Source organism: Neobacillus pocheonensis, from assembly GCF_050477905.1.
Classification (GTDB): domain Bacteria; phylum Bacillota; class Bacilli; order Bacillales; family Cytobacillaceae; genus Neobacillus; species Neobacillus pocheonensis_A.
This window is the reverse complement of sequence record NZ_JBCNAD010000027.1, coordinates 14997-31864: the sequence shown is the minus strand read 5'-3', so window position 1 is coordinate 31864 and position 16868 is coordinate 14997. Positions and strand designations below refer to the sequence as shown.

Sequence of the window (16868 nt, the reverse complement as noted above, 5' to 3'; positions counted from 1 at the left end):
GGAAATTCAAAATAAAAGCAGATAGGCTTTACACCTATCCGCTAATAAATTGCCACATTTTGTTTAAGATTATTAGTCCCATTGCTTTATTCTATCAATCACCATTTCCTTCAAAGTAGAAATAAACGTTTTTTCACCCTTGAAAGCTTTTTGTTTATGCCATTCATTAAAGCTAGCAATTGTAATTAAGAATAGGCCAGCAATTAATAAATAGAACCACCACGGCATATTACCCCAATATGGCCGCGTTTGCAGGAAAACATTAAGCAATAATACCCCCGCTCCTACAAAAAAGTACGATTTAATTTGCAAGAACATCCCAGCTACCATCGAAATCATTGAGAGTGAACCTAAAATTATCGCATCATAAATGGTATTGCTTTCTAATCCGTCCTGAATTAGGAGAAGGGAAATGACAATTAATACTCCCCATTGTATAACTTTTGTTACATCCGAGAATCTGCCTTTTAAAAGAATCCTGATGAAACTTACTAAAATAATAAATGGCAGAACCTCTACCTCACGTTCCCAAAGGGACGGAATATTAAGTTGATTGATGACCGAATAATACGGTTCTAATAAGTAAACTCCCCCAAGAATAGCCATAAAAACAGACAAATTTTCGGGAACTCTTTTTCTTTGCAGCCATAATGAAGCTGCAATAAGAACACCTGGGAGCGCATGGCTCCACAAGGATTGATTTTCAATAAAGTACATCAGCCAAAAATACAAGAATGAAATAATGGTGAAACCGTCTACCTTGATTTCTTGCAGTCTCTTTCCACTATGCAATAGCTGTTTAAAAACGGTTTGACCGAGTATTGACATTAAAATACCCAAACCGCCAGTTAAAAACATTTTTTCAAGTTCATTCAAGTTACCAATAAAGGAGAATTCCGCCGTGGCTAGGAAAGCTAAAAACAAAGGAATGATTCCTAGTAAGTCCCATTTTAATTTATGCAAGTAAAATACCGTAGCAAATGCATACAAACATGTCACTATATATGGCATTCCAGAAAATGGGTACGTACCTAACAAGATTCCAATCCCGATGATCGAAAATGGGACTAAGTAATAGGCTGATCTCCTTTGAAACTCTTTACTGACCAATAGTGTGAATATAAAAATAAGACAGCTTGTAATCGGAAATTCATAGTACCCAAAATATTGAATGAAGATTTCTTCCATTCCTAATGAAACCACTATAAATAAGACTATAAAGCTTTCATACAGAAACACTTTAATTTTCCATTCATTTGTTGCTAATTTTGTACTAAGTCCAAATACAAATAATCCGACAATAAAACTGTAGATAGATTCGCTGTTATAAGCAAACCACGTAAACGCAAGAGTTAATGGATAAATGAAGTGACCTGCCCAGGCGAATGCATTGGATAAATCCAGATCCTTTTTTCGGCTAAGCATTGCGATGAGAAGCAGGATTACCGCACTTGTTGAAGCAATTAAAGAATTAACCGTTTGATCGAAGAGAATTTTTTGTGAAAGTGCGTTAATAATAGAAAAGTAAGACAAAAATACAGCAGTACAAACGAGGTAAGGAACCCATCTAGTACCTGCTTTTTTATAGAAGTAATAATACATGCCAATACCAACTAATAAAATAAGTGGCTGAACCCATAAATCATTAATCGGGCTAAACAAGGCATGTGCAATACCACAGCTGTAAATAATTTGTGAAAGATACAATGAGTGTCGAACTAAGTCTTTTTCACTCAATTTTCTCCAAACAAAACTCGACAAAAGTACGAGTAGTGCCCCAGTCGCAAAATTAACTCCATAGCCGTATTCCTGAAAATAAGATTGGGAATTTGCATTTATTTCTTCCCCAAAGGCCACAATAGATAGGCCTAATGCACTAGGCAAGACCCAAAGGGCAGTCTCCTTATAATACTTCCGAATTTCATTTTTTAGTAGTAAATAGCAATTTAACACAACTAGCAGCAGCATGACTCCTAGCTCCCACCAGTTTAAAAAAACAACTGCTAAAAAAATCCCTAATGCCATAATTGCTAATCCAACGTCTTTGGAACTATCTTTAATGATCCGAATAAATTTATTAGGTAAGACTAACCCCAAAACAATAAACAAAATAAAGCCTGATAAGAAAATGGATAATGAACCACTTAAAGGGATCATCTTTCCTAACAAAGCAAAAGCTTCATAAATACTTGAAGCCATAAAAACAGAACTTAAATACGGAAATAATGTTATTTTACTATTATGGGTTAGATAAAGAAAGTTACTGGCTATGACTAGGTAGGCAAGGACCAGCACGACTGAAGGCTCACCTGAACGTAATAGAATGCCTTCTAGACTAATATAGATAAAGGCAAATCCAGAGATGATTGCGCTTGTATACTGGAAAACTTTATTCAGAGAAAATTTATCCCCAAGTACCTTTGGTACAAAAACGATACCAAAACCAACCAATGCATAAATAATCTCACCAAAATAATCGAGGAAACTATGCTCAATTAATTGGTAAACACCAAACACTAGCATGATAGTAAAAATAAAATGATATTCCTTTCTTCCGCTTACAAACATCATCGATAAATAAATAACTGCCGTTAGAAGGAGATTGAAGCTGTATAAGACTTCGTTATCGTAGAAAAACAGCATGAATAGCGTACAAAGAACTAAATTCACTTGTACATATGGGATGAATTCTTTTGTAAACAATTTAATAGCTTCTTTGCCCTTAAATCGATGAAAGATGATGATCAGAATGGCATTAAAAAGCATTATCCCTAGATAAAAGAAATCAACTCTTAGATTAAACGATGCCATTAAAAACGCTGACCCAGCAGAGAGTGAAACAAATGTAAACCAAACAAATAATCTAGATTTCAAATTCTTTGCAATGAAAACGTAGACAAGAAGCGGAAGAAAACTACCCAGTATTCCAAGGACAAATTTTCCCTCACCATATATCGATAAATAAGTCCCTAAAAGACCAAACCATCCAAGGGAAAGGATAAAAATCGGCAGGAACAAACTACCCAGAACAATAAAGGCGAAAGCCGTTTTATCTATTTTTAATACCTTTTTTGCCAGCATTGCAATACCATAAAATAATAGCGAAACAATTGCTATGGAACCGCTTTTCATGATACTTGTCATCGATTCCCAATTACTTGTAGCTACGAATAAACCTCCAATTAGCAGGAAAATAACCCCAATATTCAGCGACCAGGTAATATTCCTTTCGCGTACCTCTTCTGGTGAAAGTGTTTTCTTTACTTTTGGGGGTTTCTTAGGAACCGTTTGTTTAATAATTGGCCCTTTCTTTTCAATAGGCCGTTGAATTTCTTCTTCGTTAAGTAAATCCAAATGGTACTGATGATGGGCATTCGCAACAATTTCGACAATTCCATCTGTTAAGTATCCTTCTTCTCTTAAAGTGAAAAGTTCCTTCCTAAAAACTTTTCTTCTCTCTTCCCTACTATTCGTCTCCATACCAATCCCCCCAACGAATTTTAATGGGCGTTTAGCCTTCTAATTTTTCATATCCGTATATTTCCACTATAGTGAAATTTTACACCATTTAGGGTTATTTTTCAATAATTTCATCCAAGAAAGTGAAAAAGCTGTGCAATTGATTGCACAGCTTTAACGCTCTTTTTCATATAATTCTGCATCGATCCATTCGTCAAGACGGATGATACTTTGTTTGGCTCTTTCAAAATCAATCTTACGGTAATGGTGCATGCCACCTTCTTCTTCATCCTTTTCGTCTGCCCACTTTACAATTTGCTGCAATGGTGTCCGGACGATATCATTCGAAGGTAAAAATGAATCTGTATGAAATAAAATGGCCAAAGCAATCGTCTTTGCTTTTATCGGATTTTCACCGAGACGAATCAATAGCTTATGCGCCCTTTCTGCTCCTTTTATGGCATGAATATCATTCTGCTTGTACAATTCATAATCCCATTTTCCGTTTTTATACCATGTATAGTGCCCCATATCATGAAGAAGACCTGCTTTGGAAGCAATATCAACATCTAAATTGTGCTCTCTTCCTAAATGAAAAGCATGATACGCTACAGCAATCGCGTGGGCAAGCCCTGAACGATTTAAATATTTTTGTGCAATATGATGTTCAAAGATATTTACTAATTTAACGTCTCGCATGTGCTCTCCCCCTGCTATGGCATATTTTTTATTTATTATATGATAATCAAAATTACTTAGCTATTTTAATATGGTAAAAAAATAAAAAAAGCCGTGAGCTTTTCTGACATAGCCCACTGCTTTTTATTTGATATTATCGTTTCATCGTTTTGATTTTCGGTAACCTGCATCCTGTGCTTCCTTTTCCGTACAAAACCAAACGATGTTATCGACTGTTGAAGAATAATATGAACCACCAGGAACATGGTAAATATGAGAATTAGCATTGCCTTTAATTTTCCCTTTACAATCCAGATTTGCTTCTTGGTCGTCGTTTGGGTTATTCTGAAAGTTGTTTTCAGGTGTGGAACCCGATGGTGATGACGAGATTTTTTCTCGGCCCCCCTGAGCAGTTGTAGAATGATACCCATCTTCCTGGGCATAATTTTCTATTGACCAAATGCCGATACCCTTTTTTTGTGCTTCTTTTTGAATCGTATAAAATTCATCTACATACTTTGTATTCGGCGCATAAATATAGGCAACACGAGCTAGTCCCTGTTCTAAAAGCATTTCATTAAACATTTTCCCATTGATATAAATGTAAGCAAGCAATCGGCCATACTTGTCACGGCCTCCACCAATTCCAGGTTCAATTTCAACCTTTGTTCCTACTGAGAGGATCTTTTTAGTGTAATTAGATGCTTCAGGTCCAAACGGCTGAACACCTAAGCGGGGATGATGCGTTTCTGGCGTATCAACACAAAGCATTCTAATCTTTTCTACTTTTCCATTTAAACCGATCTCCACCGTATCCCCATCAATATTTTTTACAATCGTGGCAGGAAGTAATTTCTTATTATCACTTTCAATGGATGAGATAGGCTCTTTTATTGTTTCAGTCTCATTTTCCTTTTTTTGTTCATCTTGCACAGCGGGAATCGTTTTTTTTGGTTGGCTCTTTTCCGTAACATTACCGCTTGTACAACCAGACAAAATGGTAAATGCGGAAATAAACAATAATAATATCAGTTGTAAATATTTACCTTTCATCAATGGTTCCCCTTTCGACTTTACCAACTCAACAGAAAAAAGAGAGAAGAAGGACTCTTCTCTCACTTTTAATTATTATCAGTAGTCTTTGTCACTTTTCCTTTTGGTCCTAAATATTCATAATCGTTAGGATTAATCGGTGTATATCCTTGCGGCTTGTAGAAGCGTAATAAGTCTTTATAAACAACCTCGTCAGACATTTGCAACTCCGTATTTACTTTATCACTAGTATCCTTACAAGCAGTTGATTGAGCCATTACCTCACCAGTTGTTGTTGAGTAGCACTTATCTTTGATTTGGATAACCTCTGGAGAGACAAAGTCACCATTTCTGAATAAAGCCCAATTGCGGTGATCTTTAGATAATAAATCTGAGCCAAACTCCATGTAATCCTTGGTATCAATTCCTAGTAGGTGTAAAAGTGTCGGACGAACGTCAACTTCACCGCCAAACTGCTTCTGAATACCGCCTTTTACGCCTGGTACGTGGATAAATAATGGTACACGCTGTAGATTAGCATTGATTGTTGGAGTAACTTCATCTACTCCAAGAACCTTTGCCATCGCATCGTTATGATTTTCAGAAATACCATAATGGTCACCATACATAACAATGACAGTATTATCATATAAGCCAGAAGCTTTTAAATCGTTAAAGAATTGCTCAAATGCCTGATCCATGTAATGAGCTGATTGGAAATACTGGTTTACAACCGTATCCCCGGTATCACCAGCAGGAAAATCAGTGTCTTCTGGGTCCATTTCAAATGGGAAATGGTTCGATAAAGAAATAAACTTTGTATAGAAAGGCTGCTTTAAACTTGTTAATAATGGCATTGATTCTTTAAAGAAAGGTTTATCCTTCATGCCATAGTTCTTAGTATTTTCATCGCTCATGCTATAGTATTCAGCATCATAAAACTGATCATAACCTAATGCTTTATACATAACATTACGATTCCAGAACGTTTTATAGTTTCCGTGGAATACAGCTGAATTATATCCATACCCCTTTAAGATAGCTGGAGTTGCTTGATAAGTGTTTTGTGCTTTATTAACAAACACTGCACCCTGTGCCATTGGATATAATGAGTTTTCCATTAAAAACTCTGCATCAGAAGTTTTTCCTTGACCTGTTTGATGGTAGAAGTTTTCAAAATAAAACGTATTTTTATCGCGTGTTAAAGAGTTAAGAAATGGAGTAACTTCCTGTCCGTCAGGCATCTTGTAATTAATCATAAAGCTTTGGAATGATTCCATTGAAATATAAATAACGTTCATACCTTTAGCTTTTCCAAAGTATTCTGGGTTTGGTGCTGCGTAATTCGCTTTACGGTAGTTCTCCACATCCGTTATATCACTTGAATCAGCCAATGCCCGTTGACTTGAAGACTTGATGTTTTGAATTACATCGTAAATAGTAAAGTTATAGGCACCCAAGTACTTCACTAAATAATTTCGGTCAAAAGAACGTGTAAGAAGTTGTGGACGATCCTTTTCGGCTAACCCAAGATTAAATAAAAATGTAGTGATTGAAAATAGAAGAACAATTTTAAATGATTTTCTGTTGGTTACCGTTACTTTCTTAAACACGGTTAATGCTAAAGCAATTAAGATAAACGTATCGGTAAAATAAAAAATATCAAAGGGAGACATTAAAGAAAGTGCACTGTCTCCAAGTTGACCCGCATTTGTCTTAGTCTGCATTAAAACGGGAACTGTAATAAAATCATTAAAAAAGCGATAATAAGCTATATTAGCGTACAACAAGAAAGATAAAAGGAAGTTTGTAATAATCATGACAAGCTTTGTACGCTTTTTAAAGAGCAGTGCAATTCCAAAGAAGAAAAGCGCTGAACTTAATGGGTTAATTAATAACAAAAATTTCTGCAGGCTATTATCAATGCCTAAATTAAATTCAATTTGATATGCCGCATATGTTTTGATCCAGAATAATACAACGGCAATAGCGAAGAATGTAATATGACTGTTGCTGAATTTTTTAGGTAATCTAATTTTATTCATCTCTATAATTCTCCTCTCACTTACCAAATTAAGCTCCGGTAAACGAACCTCAATTACTATAACATAAATCTAAAAAAAATAAAAACATAAATTATCCCAATTCAAGTAAGATATGCGCAATAATTTCCTTCTTTTTTCTAACCTATTCGACAAACCGATTCCCCATTCGGCTTGGGCAAATCTTTATTTAATATCCTTTTAATCTTATGATAAATCTATGTTGGACATGACTATTTTCAATCCTCAATTATATAAGACGATTTCATTCATAATTAGTTTCATCTTTTTTATCAATTAATTACATCCAAATGGTGGAAAATTCGATATTGAAATCATTTCTACCTATCTTATACCTGAACTCATATGGATGCAATATGATATTAGTCTTAACTTTAATAATAGGGATTTTGCATGACTTTAATACTTGCTGGTTAGTCTAAATGTATAGTGAATTATATAAAGGAGAAATTAACATGCCAAGAATGAGGCCTGAATTTACCAAAAGTCCATATTTCGTTGATGAGCCTGGAAATTGGCATTTGAAACCAGGTGCTCCAAAAGAATTACAAGTTGAACTCACAAATTACCTAAATAGCCTTGAAGAAATGAATGAACCCGGTACCATTAATGGAGTTCAAATTGAACCATATGAACGATAAGTAGCGTTTTTAACCGAGTTTCTTCTATATTATATAGAGGAAAGCGGTTACATTTTTATCAATATGAAGGAGTGAGAGCATGAATGCAAATCGAGTAAAACAAATATTATCATCTTCAGCAGATATCGAGGTCAAATATAACGGTGCCTCTGTTTGGATTGACCAATTAAATGAAGATGGAAAAACGGCTACTGTCCATTTACGTGGTCCACTCGAAGAAAGAACAATTGTGGAAATAGGTGAACTGAACGAAGTTTAACTTTAGCTAAGACCAAAAATAAGGCAGGTTCAATACCTGCCTTATATCATGTCCTCATTTTCCTTATTAATGTCGCTAGGGTGAGGCTGTTCCTGTTGTACAATACTTCCAAGGACTTCTCTATTATATTTACCAGCATCTTTTCCTGCTCCAGGCGCAATATTTGCCATTGGCAGCTGTTCTAATTCTTTCCCTCTTGGCATCCTTCATCACTCCTTTCTTATAACATAACCATCTATCAGCAAATTATCTGTAAAATTGAAAAACCAGCCAGAGGCTGGATTTAATGATTATGGTTCGCAATACTATGTTTTGCTAAGAGCTGAATCGTCATATCATCCATCGGAGGATTATGAAGACCTGCTCGAACATCTCGATAATAGCGTTGTAGAGGATTTTGCAGGGATAGACTTTTAGCTCCAACGATTCTCATTGAAAGATCAACTACAGAAATAGCCGTATTGGTAACAGTAAGCTTTGCAGCCCCGAGTGCCGGACCCATTTTATCTCTTGCCTGATCATCAGATTGCTCCCATTGCTTAGCTACACCATACAAAATATACTCTGCTTGCATTAGTTTTAACTCTATTTCACCTAATTTCTGCTGAACATTAGGTAAATCAATAATCGGACCTACGATACTGTTAGGTGTATACTCCTTGGCAAATTGAATGGCATACTGCCTTGCCGCTTTGGCTATTCCGAGATAACAAGCAGGAATGTGGAGCAGCCACCCATTTGCTTTTTTACCTTCAGGGCGGACCTGATCCACAAAATACTCATCAGGAATCACAACATTTTGAAGAATTAGATCATGGCTTCCTGTTCCTCTTAATGCAATACTATCCCATGTTTCTTTAATCTCTACCCCTTTCGTTGAACGAGGTATAAGAAAGTTGCCAATTTCATTCGAATCTTTAATGGTCGCACTTACGATAAAGTAATCTAAAACAGGAGACATGGTTGTGAATGTTTTCCCCCCATTAATCACCCAGTTACTCCCGTTCTTACATGCGGTGGTTTCGGGTCTACCGCCTCTTGTGGGACTTCCTGTTTTGGGCTCTGTTGCTGCACTGTTTATTAATGAGCCCTTCATCACTTTTTCACAAATATATTTAAAAACTGACTCCTTCCAAGGCTTTTTTTCACCTAGATTAAGAAGAATTCCCATATGCCAGCCGATTGAAAGGGCTGTTGCCCCATCTCCTTCAGCGATTATTTCCTGTAAGCGAATGAATTCATAAAGGGAAATACCTTTTCCTCCATTCTCTCGTGGAATAGTTAAGGATGTATAGCCTGAATCTTTTAAATCCTGAATATTTTCAAATGGAAAGCTTCCTTCAATATCCACTTGATGTGCCTTAGTAATAAATTTTTTTGATAAAGTTCTCATTAACTCCAATCGTTCATCCATAGTTTTTAATTCATGAAAATTCATAGAACATCTCTCCAATATACCTTTGTTACATCTATAGTAACATGCTACCAATCATCTATCATTTTTTATCGTTTGCTAAAAATTAGGAGTGAGAAATTTGTCTGTTTTTGGTATAATTTCATATATAATGGCAATTGGGAGGCAACTTAAATGTGGCAAACTTTATAAAGGATTTATTTCTTCATTTTTTTATTATGATGATTATACTTTTGTCATGATGCTAAATTATGCCATTATTAGTATTCCATTCTATTACTTGAGAGATTGGTATAAACAATCTTCCCTCTCAAGAAAACTATCGATAGCGTTTCTTTTTTACTTGGTTATTTCGATTACGCGGTTTATTGCCATTTACAATTTAAATAGAAGTGATCATTTTTTTTATTTGCTATTATTTTCGATTATTTCCTATATTTCTTTAGCATTCGTTATTTATTTGATTGAAATTAATGAATTACAATTATTTTTTATGCAGAGGCTTCAACATGCAGAAAAATTAAATTCGATTAGCCAACTGGCTGCATCTGTTGCACACGAAATACGGAACCCAATGACAACCATTCGAGGATTTATGCAACTTTTAAGGGACTCAAAAAATTTAACACCCGACCATAATATGTTTGTTGGTATTTCACTTGACGAATTAAATCGTACGCAGACCATTATCGATGATTTTCTATCATTAGCACGTCCTAATACCAATGAAAATCAAATGGTTAATATCTCAATCCTTTTACGAGAAATTACTGATTTTATGCGTCCATATGCGATGATTTCAGGAACTGAGATTCTTACGGAGATAAATGATCATTTAATGATCAAGTGTAGTCCGCATGAATTTAAACAGTTAATCCTTAATTTAATGAAAAATGGAATTGAAGCGATGCCAAAGGGTGGACAACTAAAAGTAAAGGCAACCTCTGAAGGCCCTAGCATTATCATCATCATTCAAGATGAAGGTATCGGGCTCACTGAATCACAATTAAAACGACTTGGGCAGCCTTATTATTCCACCAAATCACGTGGAACTGGTCTAGGGCTTTTGATTTCTTATGATATCTTAAAGAGAATGCAAGGTAAGGTTCGGATTGATAGCAAAGAAAATGTTGGCACTAAATTTATGCTTATTATACCAAAACAGCCCCCCTATCCGATGTAATTGGGGGCTGTTTTACTCTAGATTTGCAAATCGCTCAAGATCACGATTTTCGCCAATGACAACGAGGACATCGCCATGGTCAATTTTTTTATCAGCCGAAGGTGATATATCAATTTCATTATCATGACGAATAGCAATTACATTTATATTATACTCTGACCTTAAATCTAACTCTCTTAGAGTTTTATATACCATTTTTTCTGGTATTTTAACTTCTTCAACACTATAATCCTTGGATAATTCAATAAAATTCAAAACATTGGGTGATAAAAGCTGATGAGCGACTCTTATACCCATGTCCCAATCAGGAAATACAACCCAATCTGCTCCAACTTTTTTTAAGACTTGCCCGTGCAGCTTGTTTAATGCCTTGGCAATTACTTTTTTGACACCCTGTTCCTTTAAAAGTAAAACACTTAAAATGCTTGCTTGAATGTCATTGCCGATCGCTACTATGACAGTATCGAAATTTCGAATCCCCACTGATTTCAAGGCCTCTGCATCGGTTGAGTCCGCAATTACTGAATGTGTAACATATGGATGGGAATCCTCTACCTTTTCCTCATTCACATCAATACCGAGTACTTCCTGGCCGGATTCAAATAATTTGTTCGCAATACTTATCCCAAATCTTCCTAAACCAATTACTGCGTATTGATCAGCCATATAGTTCAAAATCCTCACTGATGTAGAATTTACCCTATCATGATTTTGCCTTTCGGATATCTGAAAGCATCAGGGTTTCTCCGCATTGTTACTGCAAAAGCAATCGTTAACGGTCCGACCCTTCCTGCAAACATTGTAAAAATAATTAATCCCTTACCAACTGCAGATAATTCTGGCGTCAAGCCCATTGATAGACCTACCGTTGCAAATGCTGATGTAGCTTCAAATAATATCATTAAAAAATCTTTCCCTGATTCTGTAATGGTTAATAAGAACGTAGTAATCATAACTAAAAACAAACCGCTAATCGTGACGGTCAGGGCTTTATAAATGGTTTCATAAACAATCCGCTGACGATAAAAGATAACATCCTCTTTACCGCGAATTTGTGACCAAACTGCTCCAATTAAGGTAGTAAACGTGGTCGTTTTAATACCTCCTCCCGTTGACCCCGGTGATGCACCAATAAACATTAAGATAATAATTAATAACAGGGATGAATGCCATAAATCTCCAATATTTAAGGTATTAGCCCCGGCCGTTCGGGCTGTTACCGATTGAAACAACGATCCAAGCACCTTTCCTGAAAGTGACAATGGTTTAAGTGTTTTCTCATTTGATAACTCTAAGAAAAAAATACCGATTGTCCCGACGACCAGCAAAAATAAACTTGTCATTAGAACAACCTTTGTATGTAAAGATAATCGTTTTGACCGCCTAAATTCAAAAACTTCATTCATGACGATAAAACCAATCCCACCTAATGTGATTAACATACACACTGTTAATGTCACGGTTGGATCATCCACATAACTTGTTAGGCTGTGAAATTCACCCATTAAATCAAATCCAGCATTATTAAAATTGGAAATGGAATGAAATATTCCGAAATAGATTGCTTTTCCAATAGGCATGTCCAAAGAAAATCGTATAGCTAGCGGGACAGCCCCGGCTGTTTCAATCACTGCAGTGAAAATTAATATTCTCCTTGCTAATCGAACAATTCCTTCCATTGAAAGGTTATTTAATGATTCCTGAAGTAATATTCTTTCTTTTAAAGAAATTCGTTTACCAAGCAAGAAAGCAAAAAGCGTCGCGAAGGTCATAAACCCCAGGCCGCCAATTTGAATTAAAGATAAGATAATTAATTGGCCCAACATCGTGAAAGTTGTTCCGGTGTCGACAACAACAAGGCCGGTTACACATGTTGCAGAAGTTGCTGTAAATATAGCATTTAAAAATGACAATCCCTGTCCATTCGTTGTCGAAGCGGGTAATGTTAATAAAAGTGCACCGAATAATATGATAACGGCAAAACCCAAAACAAGAATCTTTGGTGGATCAAGAAAGCTTTTTTTGTGTGGCATAATTTTCTCCCAATCCTTGGTTTTATTCAATATTAATATTTCCAAACCCAACATTAAATATTTTTGTAAATTTGATAGAATTGTGTCTTACCTCACTGTCAATTATGAAAAATTGTTCTATAATACTCAAAGAAAAATTTTCTATGAAAGGGGGATCATAATGTATCAAGGAACAAGACAACTCTTTATTCAAACAGGAAGCCTCGTTGCGGGATTTATGGTTTGGGTGCTGATTTCTTCACTAATGCCTTTTATTAAGGAGGATATTCATCTTACTTCCACGCAAATTGCATGGGCAACAGCTGTCCCTGTTATCCTTGGATCACTTTTAAGGGTTCCTATTGGATTTTGGACGAACCGCTATGGTGCAAGATTATTGTTTTCTATAAGTTTTATCATTCTCCTTTTGCCAATTGTCTTAATGAGCTTTGCTAAAACATTATTCATGTTAATTTTGGCAGGGTTTCTTCTCGGTATAGGAGGAGCTGTTTTTTCCATTGGGGTTACTTCACTGCCAAAATATTACGGAAAAGCAAAACATGGTTTAATAAATGGAATTTATGGAGCAGGAAATATTGGTACGGCAATAACATCCTTTCTCGCACCAGTCTTAGCCAATCAATTTGGTTGGAGAACAACCGTACAGGTATTCCTGATTATCGTATTGCTTTTTGCTTTCATAAATTTTCTTTTTGGTGACCGAAAAGAAATAAAAGTGAATAATTCATTATCGGAACAAATCAAAGCAGTATATAGAAACCCAAAGCTTTGGTTTTTAAGTTTGTTTTATTTTATTACTTTCGGATCTTTTGTTGCCTTTACTATTTACTTGCCCTCTTTTTTAGTAAATCATTTTGAATTAAATAAAGTGGATGCTGGGTTACGCACGGCTGGATTTATTGCTTTGGCAACCATTTTCAGACCGATTGGGGGCTGGCTTGGGGATAAAATCAATCCTTTTCTTATCCTCATGGCTGTCTTTTTCAGTCTAACATTTGCTGGTTTTCTTTTATCATTTACACCTTCCCTGCCGATTTACTCTTTTGGCTGTTTGTTGGTCGCCTTTTTTGCAGGCATTGGAAACGGGGCAATTTTTAAGCTTGTCCCATTATATTTTTCGAAGCAAGCAGGTATTGTTAATGGAATTGTAGCTGCAATTGGGGGACTTGGAGGTTTCTTTCCACCTATAATTTTAACTATTCTTTTTAATTTTACAGGCCATTATGCGATTGGATTTATGTCTTTATCGGAATTTTCTTTAGCAAGTTTAGTTATCGTCGTTTGGCTTTATTATCAGGAAAAACTTGATATTTCTTCAAAGATAGTTAATCATGCAGTAGATGGTATCTGTGTCACTGATATAAATGGAATTATTCAAAAGGTCAACCCGGCATTTACAAAGATAACAGGTTATACACAAAAAGAAGTAATTGGCAAAACACCGAGCGTGCTTCAATCGGGTGAACATGACAACGAATTCTATAAAAAAATGTGGGATGAGTTAAAGACAAAAGGACTTTGGGAAGGCTATGTTTGGAACAAGCGAAAAAACAATGATATATATCGTGAATGGTTAACGATTACTGCAATCAAAGATGATGCAGGGGAAACTAAAAATTATGTCGGTATGTTTTTCGAAGATAATCTAGAATAAATTCAGAGATCCTCAACACGAGGGTCTCTTTTTATGTCCATTTCATTATGGATCCGAAAATATTACAACTTTTTGTCTTTGAAAGCCAGTTCACAATTCCTTCACCATTTTTGTGACGTACGTCACAAAAATCACGTTACCATTTGATTTATAGTAACAACATAAACAACAACTTAAACGACATCATAAAAAATATTTGAAAAAGGACATAGGGGGAATATATTATGGCTCGAATTAATTATTGGAATCCCGAGGATGAAAAATTTTGGAACGCAGAAGGAAAAAAACATGCTAGGAGAAATCTTTGGATCTCTGTTCCATCGTTAATGCTTGCATTTATCGTATGGCAGATTTGGTCTGTTGTAGCAGTAAGACTTAACGATATCGGTTTTCATTTTACCGAAGAGCAATTATTTACGCTTGCTGCCATTCCAGGTCTTGTTGGGGCAACACTACGATTTGTTTATACCTTTGCAGTTGGATCGATTGGTGGCAAAAACTGGACCGTAATCTCTACCGCAATATTAGCTATCCCAGCTATCGGTATTGGTTTCGCTGTTCAAAATCCAGATACTCCATTCTCAATCATGTTATTGCTTGCAGCACTTTGCGGTTTAGGCGGAGGTAATTTCTCATCTTCTTCCGCAAACATTAGCTTTTTCTTTCCAAAAAAAGAAAAAGGTACAGCATTAGGAATTAACGGCGGTTTAGGAAACATGGGTGTTTCAGTTGTACAATTTGTTACTCCATTGATTATTACTTCAGGAACTTTCGCTTTAGTCGGTGACAAACAAGTATTAGCAAACGGTCAGGGAGTATGGTTACAAAATGCAGCTTTTATCTGGGTAATCCCTATCGTTATTATGACCATTCTTGCTTTATTTAAAATGGATAACGTCCCAGGCGCGAAACAATCTGTAGCAGACCAATTTATTATTGTAAAACGTAAGCACACATGGATAATGACTGCACTATATGTAGCAACTTTCGGTTCATTTATTGGTTATTCTGCGGCATTCCCGCTTTTACTTAAATCTCAATTTCCTGAACACATCTCACTTGCCTTCCTTGGTGCGTTAGTAGCGGCGGCTGCCAGACCTGTCGGCGGCTGGATGGCGGATAAACTTGGCGGTGCAAGAGTAACAGCATATGTATTAGTCATTATGGGAATTGGAGCTGCAGGAGTTATTTACTTCTTAAATGGAAAACAATTTGCAGGATTCTTAACCGCTTTCTTGGTTCTTTTCTTTGCATCAGGAATTGGTTCTGGCTCTACCTTCCAGATGATTCCAAATATTTTCATTCCTAAAGAAGCAGCGCCAGTAATTGGTTTCTCTGCAGCCTTTGCAGCATATGGATCATTTTTCATTCCAAAACTATTCGGATGGTCTGTTAATACAACCGGTACTCCTGTAACTGCTTTCTACTTCTTTATTGGTTTCTATGTTGTCGCATTTGGACTAAACTGGTTCTTCTATCAACGAAAAGCAACAGTTTCCAAATCCGTAGTTAAACAGGTTGGATAAGTAAAAAGAGAGTCAGGCACCATTTGGTACCTGACTCTCTTTTATTATTAGTTCAATATTTTAACGGTAATTTGTTTTTTACCCCATTGAATCGCTTTTTGTTCAGATGGAATAAACACGTCAATACGATTTCCTTTAATCGCTCCTCCTGTATCAGCAGCGGTGGCAACACCGTATCCCTCAACATATACTTTACTTCCTAATGGAATAACAGAAGGGTCAACAGCAATTACCTTTGCGTTCGGGTTAGCGTTTAAGTCAACACCTGTGGCAGTTGTACCGGAACATCCTTCGCAGGAAGCCGTATAGGCTGTAGCCTTGACTGTAATTTCTTTTGTCTTTTCCGGTTCACTCACCTTAACCTCAGGCTTAGGAGCAACTTCAGGCTTAGGAGCAACTTCAGGCTTAGGAGCAGCTTCTACTGGTGCTGCTGGTTCAGCTTTAGTTACAGCAGGACTAGCTGCAGCTTCTTTTGCTGGCACAGGTTTATTTATATCCTTTTCGGTTAATCCCTCATAGATTACAAGATTTAAACCAGGATGGATTAAATCAGTATTTAATTTATTCCATTCTTTTATTTGAGGAACTGATACTTGGTAATTTTGCGCAACATCCCATAATGTATCGTCCTGTTTTACTGTATATTGTTTTTCCGTTGCAATCGTTAATACATCTCCTGGATGGATCAGGTCTGTAGAAAGGTGGTTCCATTTTTGAATGTTTTCTACTGATGTGTTATGTACTTGTGACAGATCCCAAAGGGTATCTCCTTTTTTCACAGTTAATTCTGCCGCTTGTACATTAGCGCCTACAGTTCCTGAGAGTGCAGCAACTGCGATGAATGTTTTTAGTTTACTAATCATTGTTTGTTCCTCCCATGTTCTTTCGTTGCTAACTTGTACTCATGATAACATGAAATTTTCTGA

General features: G+C 36.1%; 14 protein-coding genes. 5 read left to right on the top strand and 9 right to left on the bottom strand.

The window, feature by feature from the left end; all coding sequences use genetic code 11:
- Positions 1-72: 72 nt before the first annotated feature.
- The 4 genes from ABES02_RS15620 to ABES02_RS15605 all read right to left on the bottom strand — a co-directional run bounded on the left by ABES02_RS15620 (position 73) and on the right by ABES02_RS15605 (position 7214).
- A complete protein-coding gene (locus ABES02_RS15620; protein WP_430136596.1) occupies positions 73-3480 on the bottom strand; it encodes a hypothetical protein in 3408 nt (1135 codons plus the stop codon).
- 153 nt (positions 3481-3633) lie between these two features.
- Complete coding sequence (locus ABES02_RS15615) at positions 3634-4158, bottom strand: HD domain-containing protein (protein ID WP_430136593.1); 525 nt, start codon at positions 4156-4158, stop codon at positions 3634-3636.
- Between the two features lie 141 nt (positions 4159-4299).
- On the bottom strand, positions 4300-5190 hold the full coding sequence (locus ABES02_RS15610) for a thermonuclease family protein (protein ID WP_430136590.1): 891 nt from the start codon (positions 5188-5190) through the stop codon (positions 4300-4302).
- 68 nt (positions 5191-5258) lie between these two features.
- Positions 5259-7214, bottom strand: coding sequence for an LTA synthase family protein (locus ABES02_RS15605; RefSeq protein WP_430136587.1), 1956 nt, complete (start codon positions 7212-7214; stop codon positions 5259-5261).
- 473 nt (positions 7215-7687) lie between these two features.
- On the opposite strand from ABES02_RS15605, the gene ABES02_RS15600 reads away from it, so the two are divergent.
- Together ABES02_RS15600 and ABES02_RS15595 are read left to right on the top strand one after the other, a co-directional pair.
- The gene (locus ABES02_RS15600; protein WP_430136584.1) at positions 7688-7873 is read left to right on the top strand and encodes a hypothetical protein; all 186 of its coding nucleotides are present in this window, start codon (positions 7688-7690) and stop codon (positions 7871-7873) included.
- Positions 7874-7952: 79 nt separating this feature from the next.
- Positions 7953-8132 carry a small, acid-soluble spore protein, H family gene (locus tag ABES02_RS15595; protein ID WP_430136581.1) on the top strand — a complete coding sequence of 60 codons (180 nt, stop codon included), beginning with the start codon at positions 7953-7955 and terminating at the stop codon, positions 8130-8132.
- Positions 8133-8173: 41 nt separating this feature from the next.
- Here ABES02_RS15595 and ABES02_RS15590 read toward each other — a convergent pair whose 3' ends face one another.
- Together ABES02_RS15590 and ABES02_RS15585 are read right to left on the bottom strand one after the other, a co-directional pair.
- The gene (locus tag ABES02_RS15590) at positions 8174-8335 is read right to left on the bottom strand and encodes a hypothetical protein (protein WP_430136578.1); all 162 of its coding nucleotides are present in this window, start codon (positions 8333-8335) and stop codon (positions 8174-8176) included.
- Between the two features lie 80 nt (positions 8336-8415).
- A complete protein-coding gene (locus ABES02_RS15585) occupies positions 8416-9570 on the bottom strand; it encodes an acyl-CoA dehydrogenase family protein (protein WP_430136575.1) in 1155 nt (384 codons plus the stop codon).
- Positions 9571-9667: 97 nt separating this feature from the next.
- Here ABES02_RS15585 and ABES02_RS15580 point away from each other — a divergent pair, with 97 nt between their 5' ends.
- Positions 9668-10729 carry an ATP-binding protein gene (locus ABES02_RS15580; RefSeq protein ID WP_430136572.1) on the top strand — a complete coding sequence of 354 codons (1062 nt, stop codon included), beginning with the start codon at positions 9668-9670 and terminating at the stop codon, positions 10727-10729.
- Positions 10730-10741: 12 nt separating this feature from the next.
- On the opposite strand, the gene ABES02_RS15575 is transcribed toward ABES02_RS15580, so the two are convergent.
- Positions 10742-11395, bottom strand: a complete 654-nt coding sequence (locus tag ABES02_RS15575) for a potassium channel family protein (protein ID WP_430136569.1) — start codon at positions 11393-11395, stop codon at positions 10742-10744.
- 29 nt (positions 11396-11424) lie between these two features.
- Positions 11425-12762, bottom strand: a complete 1338-nt coding sequence (locus tag ABES02_RS15570) for a TrkH family potassium uptake protein (RefSeq protein WP_430136566.1) — start codon at positions 12760-12762, stop codon at positions 11425-11427.
- A 160-nt stretch (positions 12763-12922) separates the two neighbouring features.
- Between ABES02_RS15570 and ABES02_RS15565 the strand changes: the two genes are divergently transcribed.
- Together ABES02_RS15565 and ABES02_RS15560 are read left to right on the top strand one after the other, a co-directional pair.
- Positions 12923-14416, top strand: coding sequence for a nitrate/nitrite transporter (locus tag ABES02_RS15565; protein WP_430136562.1), 1494 nt, complete (start codon positions 12923-12925; stop codon positions 14414-14416).
- Positions 14417-14640: 224 nt separating this feature from the next.
- On the top strand, positions 14641-15942 hold the full coding sequence (locus ABES02_RS15560; RefSeq protein ID WP_430136559.1) for a NarK family nitrate/nitrite MFS transporter: 1302 nt from the start codon (positions 14641-14643) through the stop codon (positions 15940-15942).
- Positions 15943-15989: 47 nt separating this feature from the next.
- On the opposite strand, the gene ABES02_RS15555 is transcribed toward ABES02_RS15560, so the two are convergent.
- Positions 15990-16805 carry a LysM peptidoglycan-binding domain-containing protein gene (locus ABES02_RS15555; protein ID WP_430136556.1) on the bottom strand — a complete coding sequence of 272 codons (816 nt, stop codon included), beginning with the start codon at positions 16803-16805 and terminating at the stop codon, positions 15990-15992.
- Positions 16806-16868: the final 63 nt, after the last annotated feature.

What these genes read in the sequence shown, in the direction of transcription:
- ABES02_RS15620 (WP_430136596.1), bottom strand. Translation starts at nt 3,480, where the DNA reads ATGGAGACGAATAGTAGGGAAGAGAGAAGAAAAGTTTTTAGGAAGGAA.
- ABES02_RS15615 (WP_430136593.1), bottom strand. Translation starts at nt 4,158, where the DNA reads ATGCGAGACGTTAAATTAGTAAATATCTTTGAACATCATATTGCACAA.
- ABES02_RS15610 (WP_430136590.1), bottom strand. Translation starts at nt 5,190, where the DNA reads ATGAAAGGTAAATATTTACAACTGATATTATTATTGTTTATTTCCGCA.
- ABES02_RS15605 (WP_430136587.1), bottom strand. Translation starts at nt 7,214, where the DNA reads ATGAATAAAATTAGATTACCTAAAAAATTCAGCAACAGTCATATTACA.
- ABES02_RS15600 (WP_430136584.1), top strand. Translation starts at nt 7,688, where the DNA reads ATGCCAAGAATGAGGCCTGAATTTACCAAAAGTCCATATTTCGTTGAT.
- ABES02_RS15595 (WP_430136581.1), top strand. Translation starts at nt 7,953, where the DNA reads ATGAATGCAAATCGAGTAAAACAAATATTATCATCTTCAGCAGATATC.
- ABES02_RS15590 (WP_430136578.1), bottom strand. Translation starts at nt 8,335, where the DNA reads ATGCCAAGAGGGAAAGAATTAGAACAGCTGCCAATGGCAAATATTGCG.
- ABES02_RS15585 (WP_430136575.1), bottom strand. Translation starts at nt 9,570, where the DNA reads ATGAATTTTCATGAATTAAAAACTATGGATGAACGATTGGAGTTAATG.
- ABES02_RS15575 (WP_430136569.1), bottom strand. Translation starts at nt 11,395, where the DNA reads ATGGCTGATCAATACGCAGTAATTGGTTTAGGAAGATTTGGGATAAGT.
- ABES02_RS15570 (WP_430136566.1), bottom strand. Translation starts at nt 12,762, where the DNA reads ATGCCACACAAAAAAAGCTTTCTTGATCCACCAAAGATTCTTGTTTTG.
- ABES02_RS15565 (WP_430136562.1), top strand. Translation starts at nt 12,923, where the DNA reads ATGTATCAAGGAACAAGACAACTCTTTATTCAAACAGGAAGCCTCGTT.
- ABES02_RS15560 (WP_430136559.1), top strand. Translation starts at nt 14,641, where the DNA reads ATGGCTCGAATTAATTATTGGAATCCCGAGGATGAAAAATTTTGGAAC.
- ABES02_RS15555 (WP_430136556.1), bottom strand. Translation starts at nt 16,805, where the DNA reads ATGATTAGTAAACTAAAAACATTCATCGCAGTTGCTGCACTCTCAGGA.